Raw genomic sequence first — 18957 nt, 5'->3', positions numbered from 1 at the left:
ATCGCCACTTAGGCATAACCCTTAAGCGAAGACAGGTTCTTCGCAGGCAACCCAAGGAACCGGCATGGACACTCCCCAAGACATCCTGCGCGCGCTCGGGCTGAACCCGGAATCGCTCACGGGCGGCACGCTGCGCGCGCGCAGCCCGATAGACGGCGCCGAACTGGCTCAGGTGCATGAGCACACGGTGGCCCAGGCCCATTCCGCCATCACCCGCGCGCGCCAGGCCAGCCTGGCGTGGCGCGACGTGCCGGCGCCGCGCCGTGGCGAGTTGCTGCGCCTGTTCGGCGAAACGCTGCGCCAGCACAAGCGCGAACTGGGCCGCCTGGTCAGCCTGGAAGCCGGCAAGATCGTCGCCGAAGGCGAAGGCGAAGTGCAGGAAATGATCGACATCTGCGACTTCGCCGTGGGCCTGTCGCGCCAGCTCTACGGTTTGACCATCGCTTCCGAGCGCCCCGGCCACCGCATGATGGAAACCTGGCACCCGCTGGGCGTGGTCGGCGTGATCAGCGCGTTCAACTTCCCGGTGGCCGTGTGGTCCTGGAACGCCGCGCTGGCGCTGGTCTGCGGCAATGCCGTGGTCTGGAAGCCGTCGGAAAAAACCCCGCTGACCGCGCTGGCCTGCCAGGCGCTCTTCGCCCAGGCCGCGCAGCGCTTCGGCGACGCGCCCGCCGGCCTGTCCGAAGTGCTGATCGGCGGCCGCGACATCGGCGAGGCGCTGGTGGATTCGCACGCCGTGGCCCTGGTGTCGGCCACCGGCTCGACCCGCATGGGCCGCCAGGTCGGCCCGCGCGTGGCGCAGCGCTTCGGCCGCGTGCTGCTGGAGCTGGGCGGCAACAACGCCATCATCGTCGGCCCCACGGCCGACCTGGACATGGCCGCGCGCGGCATCGTGTTCGGCGCCATCGGCACGGCCGGCCAGCGCTGCACCACCACGCGCCGCCTGATCGTGCACGAGAGCGTGGCCGACGACCTGGTGCAGCGCCTGCACAAGGCCTATGCCAGCGCCACCATCGGCAATCCGCTGGACAGCGCCACGCTGGTCGGTCCGCTGATCGACCGCGTGTCCTATGACGCCATGCAGGCGGCGCTGACGGCGGCGCGCGAACAAGGCGGCAAGGTCACGGGCGGCGAACGCGTGCTGGCCGAGCAGTATCCCGATGCCTGGTACGTGCGCCCCGCCATCGCTGAAATGCCGGGCCAGACCGACGTGGTCTGCCACGAGACCTTCGCGCCCATCCTTTACGTGATGCGCTACGCCGACTTCAATCAGGCGCTGGCCTTGCAAAATGGCGTGCCGCAAGGCCTGTCGTCGGCCATCTTCACCAATGACCTGCGCGAGGCCGAGACCTTCCTGTCGGCGGCGGGCTCGGACTGCGGCATTGCCAACGTCAACATCGGCACCTCCGGCGCCGAGATCGGCGGCGCCTTCGGCGGTGAAAAGGAAACCGGCGGCGGCCGCGAATCGGGCTCGGACGCCTGGCGCAACTACATGCGCCGCGCCACCAACACGATCAACTATTCGCGCCAGCTGCCGTTGGCCCAGGGCATTAAGTTCGGCGAATAAGCCCGCACGCCACGCTGTCCACGCAAGCCCCCGCCCTGTGCGGGGGCTTACGCTTTCTACATACGATTAGCCTGCCTTACAAACTGTAGCGGGGGTCGATGCTACATTTCCTGGTCACAAAACTACGTTATGACCCGATGACCATCAGCCGTCCTGCACGATCCGCCCTCCCCCTGCGCACCCTGGTCGCCGCCCTGGCCATGGGCTTGGCGGGCGCAGCCACCGCGGGTGTGTCGTACCGGCTGGATCGCCCCTCGGCCGCCCCCGGCGAAACCGTCACCATCGAGGCGGTGTATTTCAACGAAGGCACTTCCCGCTCCACCTGGGAGGCGCCGCCGGAACTGGTGCTGCAGTGGCGCGGCCAGGACGGCCAGATCGTGCGCAGCCTGGCCAAGCTGCGCGGCGGCCCGGCCAGCTTCAGCGTGCCGGTCAACAATTTCGCGCGCATGGCGTGGACCGCCGTGGTACCCGCCACGGCCCAGGGCCTGCAGGCCGTGTCCATCGAAGGCCAGCCCGCGATGATGGCGCTGGACGCCACCGGCCGCGACAGCGGCACCCTGGCCAGCACGCCCGCGCGCGGCCCGGTGGTGGACGCCAGCAGCGGTGAACCCGTGCCCGCCGCGGCAGTGGCCGCGGTCGGCGCATCGCCCGAAGGCGGTCCCTCGCCCGACGCGTCCGTCGTGCCGACCGTGCAACAGCAAACCGCGTTCGACCGCTTCCGCAGCTCCATCTCGGAGTACAAGCCGGTGTACTTCGACGTCGGCACCCGCGGGCAGACCACCGCGCGCTTTCAGATCAGCGCCAAGTATCGCCTCTTCAGCCCCGCGGGCGACCGCCCCGCGACCTGGGACGAGAATTTCTACCTGGCTTACACGCAGACCTCGCTGTGGGACCTGGAAGGCGATTCCATGCCCTTCATCGACACCACCTTCAATCCCAGCGCGTTCTGGCTGTCCGACAATATCTGGCAGTCCGCCAGCCAGAACTGGCGCTTCGGCATGAACACCGGCGTCGAGCACAACTCCAACGGCAAGGACGGCGCGGATTCGCGCTCGGTCAACGACGGCTATATCGAGCCGCGCTTCCATTACCGCTTCGACGGCGGCAGCACGCTCACCTTTGCGCCGCGGGTCAAGGCCTACTTCGGCGTCGCCAGCGAAAACAGCGACTACGCCGACTACGCCGGACACGTCGACTGGCAATTGCGCTGGGCCCAGGACAACGGCGCGGTGGTGTCCGCCATGTACCGCCAGGGCGATCAGAAGCGCCGCACCACCCAGCTGGATTTCGCCTGGCCGCTGCAGCGCACCTGGCTGAACATGAACGGCTACCTGCATCTGCAGTACTTCAACGGCTACGGCGAAACCCTGCTGGGCTACAACCAGCGCAACGAATCGCAGTTCCGCGTCGGCCTGTCGCTGGTGCCTTGAACGAGGCGCGCCGCCAGGCGCGCGCGTAGGCGCCCTAGCCTTCCACCGCCAGCTCTTCCCAGCCCAGTTCACGGGTGCGCTCCAGCGCCACCGTAACCTGGGCGGCGGCAGAACGCACCGCCTCGACCAACGCCTGCCCATTCAGCAGCCGCGCCGTGACACCGGCCATGAACACGTCGCCGGTGCCGTGCACCGAGGGCGGTATCGCAATCTCCGGATGCGTCACGACGGTGGCCTGATCCCGCGTCACCACCGCCAGCTGCAAGGTGCCGGCCGCGGCGGCCATGGGCGCCGCGCTGGTCACGACGATCCAGTCCGGACCGCGCGCGATCAGTTCACGCGCCGCCGCCACCACCTCGTCGATCGACGACAAGGCGCGCCCCACCAGCAGTTCCAGTTCGAAATGGTTCGGCGTCATGCCGTCAGCCAGCGGCACCAGCAAGTCCCGGTATTGCTCGACCAGCCCCTCGTTCACGTACAGCCCGTCGTTGCGGTCGCCCATGACGGGGTCGATGTGCACCTTCAGATCGGGCCGCGATGCGCGCAGCGCAGGCAGCCAAGCGGCCAGCAGCCCGGCCTGCCCGGGTTGGCCCAGGTAACCGCAGACCACCGCGCGCGCCGTCCGGGTGACGCCGCGCTCGTCCAGGCCCTGCAGCAGCCCTTCAAACCAGTCCAGCGGCACCGCGCCGCCATGCAAGGTCGGATAGTGCGGCGTGTTGCTCAGGATCACGGTAGGCACCGCGATCGCGTGCAGGCCCGCCTTGCGGAAGACGGGCATGGCGGCGTTGTTGCCGACGCAGCCGTACACGACCTGGGATTGGACGGAAACGATATCCACCTGCGCGGTAACGGCGGGGATTGCGCTCATGGGGCTGCTCCTGGGCTGCCGCGGTCTACGCGGCGCTACATGCGGGTGATGAAATAGATCTTCTTGACGAACTGGTCCACTTCCCAGCGGCCGGTATAGCCTTCGGGCATGACGAAGGCTTCGCCCACGGTCAGTTCATGCACGGTGCCGTCCGGATCGACCAGGCGCGCCGAACCTTCCACGATGTAGCCGAACTCGATGTAGCCCGTGGTGTTGGACTGGAACACGCCCGCGCTGCTTTCCCAGACGCCGGCCTCTGCCTTGCCGCCATTGCCCTCGAACGCGGTCACGGTGCGGAACGCCGCGTCGCCCGAGATCGGGCGGCGGGGCTTTCCAGGCACCGGATTCTTCATGGGGCCTGCATCGATGCGGACGAGCCGCGATTGATCGTTCTTCATGGAAGTTCCTGTATGCGGATAAGGTAATGAGTCCGGCGGCCCGCTCAGTGGGCGGCCACCACCAGCACTTCGGCCATGGCCCGGCTGACGGTGCGCATGCGGTGCGGCAGTTCGGAGTCGAAATAGACGGAATCCCCGGTCTCCAGGCGGAACTGGCGTTCGCCCACATGGACCTCGATGGCGCCCTTGAGCACCAGCAGGAATTCCTCGCCGGGGTGCGGAAACACCGCGGTCGCATCGGGAAAGTCGCGGGGCGGATGCACCACGAAAGGCTCCATCGCCTTGACCTTGCGGCGGCCGGCCAGCGACTCGTAGTGATACTCGCTGCCCAGCCCCCGGCGCTGCAAGGCCTCGCGGTCCGCCACCCGCACCACGCTGACCACTTCTTCCTGCGCGGCATCGTCCGTGCCCACCAGTTCCGATACGCCCAGGCCATAGGCTTCCGCCAGCCGCAGCACGGTGGAAATGGAGGGTTCGCTCAGGCCCCGCTCCAGCTTGGAGAGGTAGCTCTTGGTCAATCCGGTGCGCTGCGCCAGCTGTTCCAGGGACAGGGTTTGCTGGCGGCGCAGGGCGCGCAGGCGGTGCGGCAGGTCTATCATGGGCGGGGTTGCGGAAATACAGTCGCGGAATACGACCGGTAAGCATGCCCTAATCCGGCCCCGCCGTCGAGCCGGCCCCGCCCGCGGCCGCCATCAGGCCAACACGTCGGGATGCGCCCGCAGCGCACGCCGCGCATAGTAAGAGAAGCCGACCTGCGACCGCTTGGGCGTCAGGATCCAGTCATGCGCCTCGCGGCCCAGCGCCGGCGGAATGGGCTGGATCTTGCCGGCGGCCATGGCCAGCAGCTGCATGCGGGCGGCGCGCTCGAACTGCAGCGCCAGCACGCAGGCCTCTTCCACCGAACCCGCCGCGATCAGCATGCCGTGGTGCGACAGCAGGATGGCACGCTTGGAACCCAGCGCGGCCGAGATGATCTCGCCTTCCTCGTTGCCCACCGGCACGCCGGGCCAATCCTTCAGGAAGGCCACGTCGTCGTACAGCGGGCAGTTGTCCATGTGCGAGATTTCCAGCGGCACCTCCAGCATCGACAGCGAGGCCGCGTGCAGCGGATGCGTGTGGATGATGCAGTTCACGTCCGGACGCGCGCGGTAGACCCAGGAATGGAAGCGATTGGCCGGATTGGGCATGCCGCCCCCTTCCTGCACCCGCAGGTCCTCGTCCACCAGCAGCAGGTTGCTGGCGCTGATCTCGTCAAAGCCCAGCCCCAGGCGTTGCGTGTAGTACCGGTTCGGCTCCGGCGCGCGCGCCGTGATCTGCCCGGCCAGGCCGGAATCATGCCCGCCGTCGAACAGAATGCGGCAGGTCAGCGCCAGGCGTTCGCGCAGGCTCCATTCGGGCGTCTCGAACTGGCGCTGCATTTCGGCTTTCGCCCGCGCGATCAGTTCGTCCTTGCCCAGATGCATCGTATCGGCCATCGTCGTCACTCCTAAGATAGTGTCTCTGTCATGCCGCTTCGATCAGCGGCGTAAAACCCGGCAAGGCGCGCATGCGCGCCACCCAGGCGTCGATATGGGCGAAGCCGGACAGGTCATAGCCGCCCTCGGCCGCCATGCTCGTGTAGGGAAACAGCGCGATGTCGGCAATGGTTGGCGCGCTTCCCACCAGATAGTCGCGACCCGCCAGATGCGCATCCATCAGCGCGGCAGCCTTCATGCCGATCTCGCGCCATGCCCGCATCGCCGGGTCATCCACCTGCGCGGTGTTGCGCAGATGGATCAGCAGGCGCGGCTGCGCAAAGGCGTGCATGTGCTGGGTCTGCTCGAAGCTGAGCCAGCTGCTGACCTGCGACTGCTCCAGGCGGCCGCCAGGCAGCCAGGACGTGCCCAGCCCCAGATACCAGAGGATGGCCTGCGACTCGGCCAGCCACTCGCCTTCCGGCGTCAGCAAGGCCGGCACCTGGCGCCACGGATTGATGCGCGCGAACGCGTTCGTCTCCAGGTCGCCCTGCACGATGTCGAAGGTGCGGCGCTTGATCGGCAGGCCCATGTAGCCGCAGGCCAGCCGGATCTTCCAGGCGTTGCCCGAACGCAGGGTATCGGCCAGTTCCAGCGGCTTGCCCGCCAGCGGATGCGGTGTCTGGTTCATCGTCAGTCCATTTTGATGTTGGCGCGTTTCACGATCTCGGTCCACTTGGCTTTCTCGCCGGCGATGAAGCGCTGATACTCGTCCGGCTTGCCCGTATACAACTGCGTACCCTGCGACGCCAGCCGATCCTTCAATTCCGGCGACGCCAGGGTCTTCTGCAGCGCCGCGTTCAGCTTTTCCATCACGTCGGGCGGCGTGCCGGCGGGCGCGAAGAACGCGTTCCACGAGCTGATCTGCAGGGCCGCGTCGCCCACCTCGCTGCTGGCAGGCACGTCGGGCGCGGAAGGCAGGCGCTTGTCGGCGGCCACCGCCAGCGCGCGCAGCTTGCCGGACGCCGCATGCGGCATGATCACCGGGCTGGCGTCCATCACCACGTCGACCTGCTCGCCGATGGCGGCGTTCACGGCTTCGCTGCCGCTCTTGAACGGCACATGCACGATGTCCACGCCCGCCGTCAGCTTCAACAGTTCCAGGCCCAGGTGCGGCGAACTGGCATTGCCCGCCGAACCGAAGTTCAGCTTGGCCGGGTTGGCCTTGGCATAGGCCACGAACTCGCCAAAGGTCTTGGCCGGCACGCCCGCACGCACGGCCAGCAGATACGGCGATCCCGACACCATGCCCACCGGCGCGAACTTGTCGGCGTCATAACTGAGCTTGCTGTAGATCAGCGGGTTGACCACCTGCGTGCCTACCGTGCCCATGAAGATCGTATAGCCATCGGCCGGCGCGGTGGCGGCCACCTGCGCCGCGATCACCCCGCCCGCGCCCGGCCGGTTCTCGATCACGATGCTCTGTCCCAAGGCGTCGCCCATGCCCTTGCCGACCTGACGCGCCACGATGTCCGTGATACCGCCCGCGCCGAACGGCACCACCAGCCGGATCGGCCGGTCTGGATAGGCCGCCGCCTCGGCGCTACTGGCCACCATTGCCGCTACCAATGCCAGCGCGCCGGCAATTCCCGAAATCTTCATGTCATCCCCCTACGGGCGCCGCCTATCGGCACCATCATGACACGAAGTGTCCTATAGGAGATTGATTTTCCGCAAGGAAAACAAGATTAGGTAAAACCCTGAGCAGCAGGAATATAGTTCGCGTTTTTGGTTGAAGTTCGCCTTTTGGCTTTGGCCGGCAACACCTGCTATTGCGCCGGCATCTTCTCTTATTCTGTGCAGATGGACGGCCTGCAGGCTGAAGAAAGGCGAACTTTGCGATAAGCGCGATTAAATCAGCGCGACAGTTCAAGCCGGCAGATTTGGGATATGCCCGTATGGAATTAGGTGGGAGACATGGACGTCTCGAGGCACTCGGCTATTGGACAATTTCGGCGTCGGAAGCGCAGTGCTTCGTATGGAAGGCCCCTGTGGCAAGTGGCCGTTTTCGGCCAGGAAGGGCCATTCAAAGAAAAAGAGTTGCGCCGCTGGAACGGCTACATCAATTCCAAAAGCGGACAAACAAGTACGCCGAACATCCGGCATACTGCAATGGTCCCGGACTGCTGATGCCCGTCCGGTGGAGGTTTCCATATCGCTTTATCTTCTGATTGACGATGAAAACTTGCTTTTCCCGGAAAGGCTTCGATTCGCAATATGGGCGGATTGCTAGTCCGATTCTCCCTGATGGCCGTCTAGTGCCGCTCCCGATCCCGGCCGCACATGACGATCTCACGATGAAAGATATCAAACTGGCCAACGTGGACGTGGACGGCCTGCTCCATGACCTGTCGGGCGGCCGCTTGTCCATGGAGACCCGCATACATCTGGATCCCGACCTCGCTCGGGCATCAGACCAGCGACTGCCTGGGTGGCGGCCGGCGCTCGGTCAGACCGGTGCGGCGCACGGACATCTAGCCCGTCAAAAATTCGGTGCGGGAGACGTATTCCTGTTCTTCGGGTGGTTCCGAGAAGTCGAACGAGTCGGTGGTCGCTGGCGATATGCGGCTTCAGCGCCGAACCTTCACGTAATGTTTGGCTGGCTCGAAGTCGCAGAAGTGCTTCCCGTTGTGACTCAACGCGAAGATTGCCTGAAGCGGCATCCGTGGATCGCGGCCCATCCTCACGTGGCAAAACCCGACCATTACGACAGCGCTTTGAACAATTTGTATGTCGCCGGTACAGCTTCAAGATATGTAAATCGCGCCTCGTTCGGTGCGGGGCAGTTCCCGCATTTCAAGGATGCTCTTCGTCTTACGGCAGCCGGTGGCTCGCGGACGCTGTGGCGCCTACCGGGTTGGTTCCTGCCTGACAGCACTCGGCCTCCGCTGTCATACCACCCTGTGGGTTCGCGATGGGCGCATGATGACCAAGGCGTACTGTTGCGCTCCGCCGCAAAAGGGCAGGAGTTTGTGCTCGACGCCGACCACTATCCCGAGGCAGAGCCCTGGTTGAGGAACCTGCTGGAGGAAGCTATCTGATGCTCTACTTCGTCTATCTACGTCGCCCCTCTGGCGATAGCGATCCGCGCCGAGATCCGTTCTGGGAATTTGGCAGCTTCGGACAGACCGGCTGTCATCGAACTAACCTGATGCACCCCATCAGTAGTCCGCTGAAGATTGGCGATAGGCTCGTCTTTTTGCAGGGGGGCAATAGCGAAATACGTGTTGTAGGGCTGACGCCACCGATTGCGGTCAAGCGCGGCCAGCAACCGCTCAACGTGACGTGGGACCGGGCCTATAGGCCGTTACCTTATGCGATGGCACCGGTGCTCACGGACAACTGCGGGTACACGGACTTTCCAGCTGTCGCGCGCATTCTCGAAAATACCAATCGAACCACCAATTGTGCGAAAGTGGCGAGTCGCCTTCGTAGCCGCAGCTCTCCAGTCAATCGAGACTTGCAGGAGCAACTACTGGAATGGTTCTCTCAGGACTCGCTACCAACAATCTCTCACTACCTGGAGGCGATCGATATGATCGAGTCGAAATGGGTGCAGAACGGCCTTGCTGCCGGATGGGCCTCCCCACGGGAAAGGGCACTTCGATTTGCCGAAGCAAGCGGCGTCTATCCAGACTTCATCGAGAGCGACGAACAAGTGCTTCCTACCGCAAGAATCGGCACTACCCGAAATAGTTGCAAGGCGGCAGATCCACAACGGAAAAAATTGCGAACTCGGTGCAGATGAGCAATTCCGGCGCGGCATCCGAGCCTGCCTACGGCTCATGCGATCATGCCGTTGATACTGACGATTGATGAGACTGGAACGCATCGCCGACCGCCTACGATAGACAGACACTTATGAATCCGTTCGACGAACTGCCGCGCCGTGATAAGAACCACGAAATGGAGGACCAGGCTCTTGCCGCCTTCCAAAAGCGGCTGGCCGACAGCAGTTGTTTTATCCCTCAAGCGTCGGACCGCAAGGACTACGGCACAGACTGCCAGATTGAGGTCGTCGCGGACGGTCTGGCGACAAACGTCCGGGTGCATGTTCAGGTGAAAGGTACAGCCCGAACCCTGAATGCCGACGGGTCGCTCAGCGTCTCCGTCGAGCGCGCGAACCTAAACTACCTGTTGATGCATCCCTACAGCTTCTACGCCTGCTACCACGTCCCGACGGGTACGTTGCGTATCTGTCTGGCCGATGCTGTCCTGCGGCAATACGAGCACGACGGACGTTCATGGACGGACCAAAGCTCGGTCACCGTCTCCTTCACGCACGAGATGACGACCGATCGATTGTGTAAGGTGGCCGCGCTCGCGCGGTCCGGCGCCACGTCTTCGCGGGACCGTCGGGTCGCTCAGACCTCCGCCGGTCCTAAAGACCTACCCAACGCCATCTTGGACGCCGTACCGGATGTCCATGTCCCGGAGGATCAGCTCCAAGCTGCGACGCTACTGCAGCAGCTATATGACCAGAATGCAGACGAGGTGATCAGCGCAAGCTTCGAGCGATTCGCCGCAGCGCTCGGTGCTAATCACGACTCCATGGGCATCCCCTATATGTCGGAGATCAATCTCGGCATGGCACGCCGAACTCGGCATCCAGAGCGGATCGTCGAAGGCATCGCGTTTTTCCAGCGGCAACTCGCAAGTGGCCGCTTTCAGGCTGCCAGCCTGCATTACACCATTGGAAATGCATATTCAGCGGTTCCCGATGATGAGCAGGCCAAGTTGGCCTATCAAACCGCCCTTGCAGATCCAGGACTTATAGGCGCCTCCGAGTTGGCGGCCCAGATCCACAAGAATCTAGGCACGAGCTTCGAGCGACTCGGAGATCAAGATTCGGCCGTTGAGCACTATTGTGAGGCGCTGCGGCTGGATTCGACTCTGGCCGAGGCCCACAATGCCATGGGCAACCATCTCGTTCGGATCGGCCGTTACAAGGACGCTCTAAATCACTTCGATCAAGTCGTATTCGTAGATCGCAACCAGGGAAAGATGACGGCGGTTTCCGGGTGGCGCGTCAACGTCTTATTCAATCTCGACCAGGGAGCAGCAGCATTCCGCGAGATCAATGCTCTAATCGGTCAGGCCGACCGCTACGAATGGATTTGGCCGTGGTGCCTGCGGCTGGTAGCGAGTTTCGGCCGCACCACGATCAACAACGCAGTGTACGCTCGCGCCTTCTGGCAGCGCTACGTCCAAACCCATCCTGACAGCTCGCATGGGAGATGGGAGCTGTTAATGAGTAACTTCTACTTGCGAGGGCAGGGTTATGACCTCAAGAAAACCTACGCCGAATTCAGGAATGAATTCGACCGCCATATAGCTCACGTCAGCGCGGATGACGCCGCATTGCCGTGGGATCGCCTGGGCCATTGGGCGCAGGAGAACGGGGACTGGGAGGAGGCTGAACGCTGTTTCCGCAAGGCCTACGATCTCGAAGGCGGCCACTATGGCTATTGCCTCGGAACAGCGCTGAACTTTTTAGACCGCTTTGACGAAAGTCTACCGATTCTCTTGGAGCAGGCCAAAACGCTCCAGCCGGACGCAATGAGTTGGTTTCAGGTCGGAGTAGCATACGCGCATCTTGGGCAGGCGGACCAGGCGATCGACGCCTTACATCGGGCGGTCACCCTAGATCCCGAATATGCTGTGGCGATGTTCGAGCTCGGCGGAGTGCACTGGAACAGCGGCGACCATGCAAAGGCGAAGCAGGCTTGGTCAGTGGCCTGTGAACGCTTTCCTAACCACGAGCTCGTCTGTCAAGTGAAAGCACTTTTGCAGTGAGAAAACTCTATCGCTCGTGAACAACTGGCGAAAAGGGACGCTTTTGAAAACGGGATTCGCAGCAGGATCTGGCGTTATGTCACGGAACACCATGCCTCGGCGTGCGGACCAGTGTCAAAGCATCGGCATAGCGGTCGCTACATCGGATTGGCGTCGGGTATGCTCCTCCCGGCAAGAGTGGAAGCAATACTAGCCTCAGCGCACAGACTCATCCAGCGCCGACGCCGAAACACCATCATATGTCAGGCTCACAGGCTCGCTGCCAACGGCCGTTTGACTCCAGAAAGCGGTCATCTCTGCATCCGTGGCGAGGGACCGCCTCGGGTCGACAGCGGAAGTTCTCTGAGAGCTGGTAGAACCTATCGCTCCCCTATGACACGGCCCGGGGCCTAGAAATTTTTAAAAAACCGGACGCAGCGCCAAGTGTCGAAGTTCAACGCGCTTGGGAATGACATCACCGCCAACTCAATAAGTTACGAAAAATCCGTCATTGACGTTGGTCCCATTGCGTCACTCAAGTTGGGATTTGCGCCTCGTTCAGACCGACGTGCCCAACGGTACGCGTATCGTCGCCTCGTTCGGCGTGGGCATCCCCAGCGTCTACGACGGCGGCGCCGAACCGGTCGCGCTATGCAGTTCTGGGCGGGCCCATATTGGTTTCTGACCATCCGCTTCGGGCTGGTCGCCTTGATCCGCCTGCCGCTCACCATGGCAGGTGGCTTTCTGCGCTGGCTTTCGTATTGCTGCAAGCGCCCGGCGCCGTGGCCTGCCGAGGTGCTGGCCAGCAGGGGGCCGGTACTTTCAACCACCGAACTGGCCCAGCTTAAAGTAGCGATGGCTCATCCGAGAAGATTGTGATGAAGCCGCCGCTTCAGTTGGTAAAGGCACGGGCGTCAGCTTAGATCTGGTAAAAACTGAGCCGGGTATTGGAATAAGAATGCCTCTGATGCTCCGGCGACAAGATTACAAGACCAGAGACGTGCATTAGCTCGGTTAAGCTGATTTGACGTGTCACGAGGGAGATGTGTTGTGCTGTACGCAAGACATCATCGACATACAACTTGAGAAGATAGGATCATGCCCCAGCCGCATTCAACACGCCCACCCGCTTACGCACTGAAGATGCGGTATGCACCTGCGATGAAGCTTCTCTTTACGTTGGGCCTTGCAACTCTATGGGCTGGCGCCCAAGCTGCAAGTTTTGATTGCAACAAGGCCGTGAGCGCTACGGAAAGGTTGATCTGCAGCGATGCCGAGACATCCGCGCTGGATGGAAAATTGCAAGGGGCCTATAAAACAGCACTAGCCGCAACCGATGCCTATGGCAAGAAAGAGTTGGCTAAAGAACAGCGCAACTGGATTAAATACGCTCGTGACATTTGTCAAGACAGCGCCTGCCTGCAGCAAGCATACACAACCCGCATCGCCATGCTGGCGCGCAATGAGAAACGTATTGCCAATGGCGAGGTGTACTCGGACTGCAAGCTGCCGGGCAACCAAACCGTTAGTGGCGAATGCGTTAATGTTGTGTCGATTCGTGATCCCAACTCCCGTGTTGAATCGTTCAACCAATCGTTGGCGCATCAGAAGCAAAACGGCCGAATCATCGGTTGTAGCCGGCTGATTGATCTACCGGTTGGCGTCGCCGGGAGTAATCACAGTTTTGGCGGCTCCTGCGTATTGCAGGAAGGTACGCAGCGCAAGAACGTGAGGATCTGCAACGACGATATGTTCGGGCATTTCCAAGTAGAGCCGTCCACGCCACAGGATGCCTCAGACAAGCGCTTGGTCGACTTTACTTACGCGCAATGCTATGGCGGTTGATGGTAAGCGCCCGGGCCTATCCGTGATTTTGGGTGCGAGGCATGTCATGAGGACTAGAGATCATGGATATGCCGATGAAGAAGAGGCGCACAGCAACCGCCCAGGGGGCGGTCCGTGGGCCGCTGCCTGAAGTGCCGGCCACGATGCTCATCACGCCCGAGGTGGCTCGAGGCTATCGCGGTTGCCAGCGAAGAGCGCGTTCACGGGCTGGCGACGCTGCGCCGTGCCTGGTGGCCGAGTGCTATGACGCTTGGTGGCGATAGGTCCCGCTGCGCCTGGGCGGCACCTCCGACCTGGCAGGCGCGGACGCTGGAACCCGCAGCGAGGGATCACCCGCAGCACTTGACAAACCCACACCAGTTTCGTTGAATGAAATATATTCCATTCAACGAAACGACAATGACTTCCTCCGCTGAGCACACCCTGGTGACCCACCTGGCCGATCTGCAACGGCGCCAGATCTCCCCGACCACGCGCGCGCGGCTGGCGCAGGCGCTGCTGGACTGGTTCACGGCGGGCTGGTCCGCCGCGGGCACGCCGGCCGCGGCCGGCTATCGGCGCGTGGCGCTGGACTGCCAGCCGGGCGCGGGATCGGCGCCCGTCTTCGGCGGCCCGGTCGTCAACGCCAATGGCGCGGCCTTCGCCAATGCCGCCATCGCCCATATCCGCGAAATCGACGACGCCCACCGTGCCGCCATGCTGCACCCGGGCGTGGTGTCGGTCACGCCAGCGCTGGCGCTCGCGGCGGATGGCGGCATGACGCAGCGGCAGGTCGCGGATGCCATCATCGCCGGCTACGAAGTTTCATTGCGCCTGGGCGAGGCCCTGGGCACGCGCCACGCGGCGGGGTTTCATGCCACCGCGACGGCGGGCGCGGTGGGCGCGGCCGCCGCTGCCGGGGTGGCCCTGGGGCTGGCGCCGGCGCCCCTGCACCACGCGCTCGGCATCGGCGCCACCCAGGCGGCGGGGCTGTGGCAACTGGTGGACGACAACGCGCACGAAGCCAAGTCGCTGCATCCGGCCTTCGCGGTGCGCAACGGCCTGGCCGCGGCCTATGCCGCGCGCGCCGGCCTGCCGGGCGCGCAACGCTTCGCCACCGGCGCGCGCGGGCTGTACGCGCTGCTGGCGGGCGACGGTCCGCTGGACGCGCTGGCGGGCGGCCTCGACGCCAGCGAGCGGTTGAACACCGCCACCATCAAGGCCTGGCCCTGCTGCGCCCAGCTCTTCACGCCGCTGGATGCCACCCGCGAGCTGTTGGACGCGCACGCGCCGACGCCCGACGAAATCGAATCGGTCGACATCGAGATATTCACGCACGCGCTGAAGATCGCCGGCGTCGACTGGCCCGCCACGCCCGCGCAGACCTGCTTCTCGCTGCGCTACGTGGTGGCGCGGCTGCTGCTCACTGGCGGGCTGGGCATCGAAGACATGGAGTCCACGGATCTGCAGGCGCCCGACCTGGTGGCGCTGGCGCGCCGCATCACGGTGCGCACCAGCGACGCCTTCCAACGCGAATTTCCGCGCCTGCGGCCATGCCGGGTGACCCTGATATTGAAGGATGGGCGCCGACTGAGCGCGTTGCGCCAGTTGCGGCGCGGCGATCCCGAAGACCCTTACGACTGGCCCGCGCTGCAGGCGCGCATGCGCGCCTTTGCGCCGGCCATGGATGACGCCACCGCCCGCGCCATCGTGGCCTGGTGCGAACGCTTCACGGACGAGGGCAATGACGCGCGGGCGTGCCTGCCGGAGCCCGCGCTGTTCGGCTGCGCGGCGCCGCGCTAGGCGACGCCGCGAGGCGCCCGCCCGGGCGCCTCATTCGGATGCGGGCGGCGTCCAGGACGCGGGCGGCGCGGTGCGAAAGCCCTGCTGCGCCAGTTCGTGGCGCGCGATCTCGACCGCCTTGCACTGCGCCGCCTCGTTGTGGCGCGACGCCAGCCCCAGCACCACCAGCGCGCCGACGAAGGTATCGTCGGCATCGAACACCGGCACGGCCACCGACGCCATTTCCGCGACCCGCTCGGAGCGGGTCATGGCATAGCCCTTTTCATGGATGTCGCGCGCCAGCGGCGTGGCGCCGCCGGTGAAGGCGCGCAGCACGTGCGCCGACGAACCGCCGTCCTTCAGGCTGATGCGCGTGCCGACCTCGACGTGGTGGCGCACTTCCTTGGTGGTGTTCTCGCGGTACAGGCAGATGCGGTCGTCGCCGCTGCGCACGTACACGGCCACGGTCTCGCCGGTCTGCGCGACGATGTTGCGCAGCGCCGGCTGCAGGCGCGAGCCCAGGTCGAAGGTATCGCGATACAGCATGCCCATGTGCAGCAACGCCGGTCCTAGCGCGTAGGTGCTGCTGTCGTAGCGATAGATCATGCGCGCCTTGATGAACACGCCCAACAGGCGCAGCAGCGTGGCCTTGTCCAGGCCGGTGCGGTCGGCCAGGTCACGCAGCGAAAGGCGCAGATGGTCTTCGCCGAAGCACTCCAGCACGGAGATGCCGCGTTCGAGCACGCCGACGGGCGGCTTAGGGGAATTCTCGCTTGACACGGTTTCGGATGCTTCCTATAGTTTTGTTCAATAAAACGTATTTTAATCAATGAAACGAAAGACGGCTACCGGACCAGGGAACCGCCGTCCGGGTTTCAACCCAGGAGACAAGCGTCGCGCGACCCGCGAGCCTTACGCCCGCCGCCGCGCACCGTAGCATTATGCCGAATCAGATCGATGCACTCGCCGCCGCGCTGGGCGCCATCGTCGGGCCGTCCCACGTCCTGACCCATGCGGCCGACACGGCCCGCTACACGGCGGACTGGCGCCGCAATTTTCCCGGCGCCGCGCGCGCCGTGGCGCGCCCGGCCGATACGGCCGAAGTCTCGCGGGTGGTGGCGCTGTGCGCGGCGCAGGGCGTGGCGGTGGTGCCGCAAGGCGGCAACACCGGCCTGGTGGGCGGCTCGACCCCCGACGCCTCCGGCCGCGAAGTGGTGCTGAGCCTGGACCGCATGACGGCGGTGCGCCGGGTCGACGCGCTGGACAACAGCATCACGCTGGAAGCCGGCTGCACGGTGCTGGCCGCCCAGCAGGCGGCCGCCGAGGCTGGCCGGCTGTTCGCGTTGTCGCTGGCATCGGAAGGCAGCGCCACCATCGGCGGCGTGGTCTCCACCAACGCCGGCGGCGAACAGGTGCTGCGCTATGGCAATACGCGCGAACTGACGCTGGGGTTGGAAGTGGTGCTGGCCGACGGCAGCGTGCTGCCGCAACTGGGCACGCTGCGCAAGGACAACACCGGCTACGACCTCAAGCAGCTCTTCATCGGCGGCGAGGGCACGCTGGGCGTGGTCACCGCGGCGGCCTTCCGGCTCTACGCCCTGCCCCGCAAGGTGGTGACGGCCTGGGCCGCGGTGCCGACGCCGCAGGCGGCGGTGGACCTGTTGGCGCGCCTGACCGACGCGGTCGGCGAGCGCGTCACGGCCTTCGAACTGATCGGTCGCCAGACGCTGGAACAGGTGCTGGCGCACCCGCTGGACGGCATGCGCGATCCGCTGGCGCAGCCCTCGCCCTGGACCGTGCTGTTCGATGTGTCCGAGACGTCGGCCTTGATGGCCCCGGAACCGGCCGTCGAGGGCGTGCTCGAGGCCGCGATGGAACACGGCGGCGTGACCGATGCGGTGATCGCCGCCTCCGGCCGCCAGGCGCATGAACTGTGGGCGCTGCGTGAGCACGTGCCGGAGGCGCAGCGGCTGGACGGCCCCTCCATCAAGCACGACATCTCGGTCGCGGTGTCGCGCATTCCCGAATTCATCGCCACCGCCGGCGCCCGCCTGCAGGCCCTGATGCCGGGCATCCGCATCGTCTGCTTCGGCCACGTCGGCGACGGCAACCTGCACTACAACCAGAGCAAGCCGCTGGCGATGGACGACGCCGCCTTCCGGGCGCAAGAGGACGCGGTGCACGACATCGTGCACGACGTCGCCGCGCGGCTGGACGGCTCGATCTCGGCCGAGCACGGCATCGGCCGCCTCAAGCAACACGCCTTCCTGCAATACAAGCCCGCCGTCTCGGTGGACGTCATGCAACGCATCAAGCACGCGCTCGACCCGCGCGGCACGTTCAATCCGGGCCGGCTGCTGCCCCGCCCGGCCCATCACTCCTAAGCCTCCAGGACCCGCACCATGCCCGTTTCCGTCTTCGACATGCAATCGCTCCAGCACCTGTGGAGCACCGATGAACTGCGCGCCATCTTCTCGGAAGAGAACCGCGTCCAGCAATGGCTGGATTTCGAGGCCGCGCTGGCCGAGGCCCAGGCCGAGCTGGGCATCATCCCGGCCGCCGCCGCCGCGCGGATCCGCGCCCAGGCGACGGTGGCCAATATCGACATCGCCGCGATGTCGGCCGAGATCCGCCGCATCAAGCACTCGCTGGTGCCGGCGCTCAAGCAATTGCAGGCGGGCTGCGGCCCCGACCATGGTGAGTGGCTGCATTACGGCGCCACCACCCAGGACGTGGTCGACACCGGCGTGGCGCTGCAGCTCAAGCAGGCCCATGCCGTCTTCATGCGCGACCTCGCCGCCATCGGCCGCGAGCTGGCGCGCCTGGCGCAAAGCCATCGCGACACGCCCATGGCCGGCCGCACCCATGGCGTGCAGGCGCTGCCCATCACCTTCGGGCACAAGTGCGCGGTGTGGCTGGACGAACTGTCGCGCCATCACGAGCGCCTGAAGGAATGCGAGGCGCGGGTGCTAGTGGGCATGGTGGTCGGCGCGGTCGGCAGCCAGGCCTCGCTGGGCGAACAGGCCGCCGAGGTCGAGCGCCGCACGCTGGCCAAGCTGGGGTTGGAGACGGCGCCGATCAGCTGGGCGCCGGCGCGCGACCGCTTCACCGAATACGCGCTGGTGCTGGCCATGATCGGCGCGACGCTGTCGAAGATCGGCAATGAACTGTTCAACCTGCAACGCAACGAATTCGCCGAAGTCGAGGAAGCCTTCTCGGAAGGCAAGCTGGGCTCGTCGACCATGCCGCACAAGCGCAACCCGACCTCGGCCGAGAACCTCGCTGGCCTGTGCCGGCCGCTGCGCGCCAATGCGACGCTGATGCTCGAAGGCATGGTGCAGGAAGGCGAGCGCGACGGCATTGCCTGGAAGATCGAATGGAAGGCGCTCCCCGAATGCTGCCTGATCGCCGGCGCCATGCTGTTCCAGGCCAAGAACCTGCTGGCCGGACTGCGCGTGGACGCCGACGCCATGGCGCTGAACCTGGACCGCATGCGCGGCTACCTGCTGTCCGAACACGTGATGCTGGACCTGTCCGAGCGCGTCGGCAAACAGACCGCGCACGAATGGATCTACGAAGCCTCGATGCACGGCATCACGCACAAGCTCGATTTCGCCCAGGCGCTGCGCCAGCACAAGGATCTGGCCAACCTGCTGGGCGAGGAAGAAATCCTGCGCCTGACCGATCCCGCGGGTTACCTGGGACAGTGTGCCGCCTCGGTGGACAGGGTGGTGCAGCGACATCAAGCCGGCTGGCTGCAAGCCTGACGGTTCCCCTTGATAAAAAATACACAGGAGAC

At 64.8% G+C, this 18957-nt stretch carries 16 protein-coding genes; 9 read left to right on the top strand and 7 right to left on the bottom strand.

Annotated features, from left to right (window positions below):
- Window positions 1-64 precede the first annotated feature (64 nt).
- Both amaB and NGK62_RS28020 read left to right on the top strand, forming a co-directional pair.
- Window positions 65-1567 carry an L-piperidine-6-carboxylate dehydrogenase gene (gene amaB / locus NGK62_RS28025; protein ID WP_118934003.1) on the top strand — a complete coding sequence of 501 codons (1503 nt, stop codon included), beginning with the start codon at window positions 65-67 and terminating at the stop codon, window positions 1565-1567.
- A gap of 137 nt (window positions 1568-1704) precedes the next feature.
- Complete coding sequence (locus NGK62_RS28020) at window positions 1705-2997, top strand: phospholipase A (RefSeq protein WP_059371827.1); 1293 nt, start codon at window positions 1705-1707, stop codon at window positions 2995-2997.
- 34 nt (window positions 2998-3031) lie between these two features.
- Here NGK62_RS28020 and pdxK read toward each other — a convergent pair whose 3' ends face one another.
- The 6 genes from pdxK to NGK62_RS27990 all read right to left on the bottom strand — a co-directional run bounded on the left by pdxK (window position 3032) and on the right by NGK62_RS27990 (window position 7379).
- The gene (gene pdxK / locus NGK62_RS28015) at window positions 3032-3865 is read right to left on the bottom strand and encodes a pyridoxine/pyridoxal/pyridoxamine kinase (protein WP_059371826.1); all 834 of its coding nucleotides are present in this window, start codon (window positions 3863-3865) and stop codon (window positions 3032-3034) included.
- Window positions 3866-3900: 35 nt separating this feature from the next.
- The gene (locus NGK62_RS28010; protein ID WP_059371825.1) at window positions 3901-4263 is read right to left on the bottom strand and encodes a cupin domain-containing protein; all 363 of its coding nucleotides are present in this window, start codon (window positions 4261-4263) and stop codon (window positions 3901-3903) included.
- Between the two features lie 44 nt (window positions 4264-4307).
- Entirely contained in the window at window positions 4308-4862 is a 555-nt protein-coding gene (locus NGK62_RS28005; protein ID WP_059371824.1) for a helix-turn-helix domain-containing protein, read from the bottom strand.
- A 93-nt stretch (window positions 4863-4955) separates the two neighbouring features.
- On the bottom strand, window positions 4956-5738 hold the full coding sequence (locus NGK62_RS28000) for an aldolase (RefSeq protein ID WP_059371823.1): 783 nt from the start codon (window positions 5736-5738) through the stop codon (window positions 4956-4958).
- A gap of 28 nt (window positions 5739-5766) precedes the next feature.
- The gene (locus NGK62_RS27995; protein ID WP_251881352.1) at window positions 5767-6408 is read right to left on the bottom strand and encodes a glutathione S-transferase family protein; all 642 of its coding nucleotides are present in this window, start codon (window positions 6406-6408) and stop codon (window positions 5767-5769) included.
- Window positions 6409-6410: 2 nt separating this feature from the next.
- Window positions 6411-7379: a Bug family tripartite tricarboxylate transporter substrate binding protein gene (locus tag NGK62_RS27990; protein ID WP_251881350.1), complete on the bottom strand. Its 969-nt coding sequence runs from the start codon at window positions 7377-7379 to the stop codon at window positions 6411-6413.
- 575 nt (window positions 7380-7954) lie between these two features.
- Between NGK62_RS27990 and NGK62_RS27985 the strand changes: the two genes are divergently transcribed.
- From NGK62_RS27985 to NGK62_RS27965, 5 genes are all read left to right on the top strand, one after another.
- Window positions 7955-8818 (top strand): Nmad3 family putative nucleotide modification protein, encoded by an 864-nt coding sequence (locus NGK62_RS27985; protein ID WP_251881437.1) that lies wholly within the window; start codon window positions 7955-7957, stop codon window positions 8816-8818.
- Window positions 8818-9525: a hypothetical protein gene (locus tag NGK62_RS27980; RefSeq protein WP_251881348.1), complete on the top strand. Its 708-nt coding sequence runs from the start codon at window positions 8818-8820 to the stop codon at window positions 9523-9525. Before NGK62_RS27985 ends, NGK62_RS27980 begins: the two co-directional genes overlap by 1 nt.
- Before the next feature lie 113 nt (window positions 9526-9638).
- Window positions 9639-11573 carry a tetratricopeptide repeat protein gene (locus NGK62_RS27975; protein WP_251881346.1) on the top strand — a complete coding sequence of 645 codons (1935 nt, stop codon included), beginning with the start codon at window positions 9639-9641 and terminating at the stop codon, window positions 11571-11573.
- Window positions 11574-12650: 1077 nt separating this feature from the next.
- A complete protein-coding gene (locus NGK62_RS27970; protein ID WP_251881344.1) occupies window positions 12651-13397 on the top strand; it encodes a lysozyme inhibitor LprI family protein in 747 nt (248 codons plus the stop codon).
- Window positions 13398-13796: 399 nt separating this feature from the next.
- Window positions 13797-15179 (top strand): MmgE/PrpD family protein, encoded by a 1383-nt coding sequence (locus tag NGK62_RS27965; protein ID WP_251881342.1) that lies wholly within the window; start codon window positions 13797-13799, stop codon window positions 15177-15179.
- A 30-nt stretch (window positions 15180-15209) separates the two neighbouring features.
- Here the strand turns inward: NGK62_RS27965 and NGK62_RS27960 are convergent, their stop codons facing one another.
- Complete coding sequence (locus NGK62_RS27960) at window positions 15210-15938, bottom strand: IclR family transcriptional regulator (RefSeq protein ID WP_251881341.1); 729 nt, start codon at window positions 15936-15938, stop codon at window positions 15210-15212.
- A gap of 161 nt (window positions 15939-16099) precedes the next feature.
- Here NGK62_RS27960 and NGK62_RS27955 point away from each other — a divergent pair, with 161 nt between their 5' ends.
- Window positions 16100-17542: an FAD-binding oxidoreductase gene (locus NGK62_RS27955; protein WP_251881339.1), complete on the top strand. Its 1443-nt coding sequence runs from the start codon at window positions 16100-16102 to the stop codon at window positions 17540-17542.
- 18 nt (window positions 17543-17560) lie between these two features.
- Complete coding sequence (gene purB, locus NGK62_RS27950) at window positions 17561-18925, top strand: adenylosuccinate lyase (protein ID WP_118933826.1); 1365 nt, start codon at window positions 17561-17563, stop codon at window positions 18923-18925.
- Window positions 18926-18957: the final 32 nt, after the last annotated feature.

Origin of the sequence: Achromobacter sp. Marseille-Q4954 (genome assembly GCF_943737025.1) — a bacterium.
In the GTDB taxonomy this organism is placed as follows: domain Bacteria; phylum Pseudomonadota; class Gammaproteobacteria; order Burkholderiales; family Burkholderiaceae_B; genus Achromobacter; species Achromobacter bronchisepticus_A.
Note: the sequence above shows the minus strand (reverse complement) of the source record. Positions and strands in the feature narration are given on the sequence as shown.

Coding starts and splice junctions, on each gene's coding strand:
- purB (WP_118933826.1), top strand. CDS start 17,561: ATGCCCGTTTCCGTCTTCGACATGCAATCGCTCCAGCACCTGTGGAGC.
- NGK62_RS28000 (WP_059371823.1), bottom strand. CDS start 5,738: ATGGCCGATACGATGCATCTGGGCAAGGACGAACTGATCGCGCGGGCG.
- NGK62_RS27955 (WP_251881339.1), top strand. CDS start 16,100: ATGCCGAATCAGATCGATGCACTCGCCGCCGCGCTGGGCGCCATCGTC.
- NGK62_RS27990 (WP_251881350.1), bottom strand. CDS start 7,379: ATGAAGATTTCGGGAATTGCCGGCGCGCTGGCATTGGTAGCGGCAATG.
- NGK62_RS28005 (WP_059371824.1), bottom strand. CDS start 4,862: ATGATAGACCTGCCGCACCGCCTGCGCGCCCTGCGCCGCCAGCAAACC.
- pdxK (WP_059371826.1), bottom strand. CDS start 3,865: ATGAGCGCAATCCCCGCCGTTACCGCGCAGGTGGATATCGTTTCCGTC.
- amaB (WP_118934003.1), top strand. CDS start 65: ATGGACACTCCCCAAGACATCCTGCGCGCGCTCGGGCTGAACCCGGAA.
- NGK62_RS28020 (WP_059371827.1), top strand. CDS start 1,705: ATGACCATCAGCCGTCCTGCACGATCCGCCCTCCCCCTGCGCACCCTG.
- NGK62_RS27980 (WP_251881348.1), top strand. CDS start 8,818: ATGCTCTACTTCGTCTATCTACGTCGCCCCTCTGGCGATAGCGATCCG.
- NGK62_RS27975 (WP_251881346.1), top strand. CDS start 9,639: ATGAATCCGTTCGACGAACTGCCGCGCCGTGATAAGAACCACGAAATG.
- NGK62_RS27970 (WP_251881344.1), top strand. CDS start 12,651: ATGCCCCAGCCGCATTCAACACGCCCACCCGCTTACGCACTGAAGATG.
- NGK62_RS27985 (WP_251881437.1), top strand. CDS start 7,955: ATGAAAACTTGCTTTTCCCGGAAAGGCTTCGATTCGCAATATGGGCGG.
- NGK62_RS28010 (WP_059371825.1), bottom strand. CDS start 4,263: ATGAAGAACGATCAATCGCGGCTCGTCCGCATCGATGCAGGCCCCATG.
- NGK62_RS27965 (WP_251881342.1), top strand. CDS start 13,797: ATGACTTCCTCCGCTGAGCACACCCTGGTGACCCACCTGGCCGATCTG.
- NGK62_RS27995 (WP_251881352.1), bottom strand. CDS start 6,408: ATGAACCAGACACCGCATCCGCTGGCGGGCAAGCCGCTGGAACTGGCC.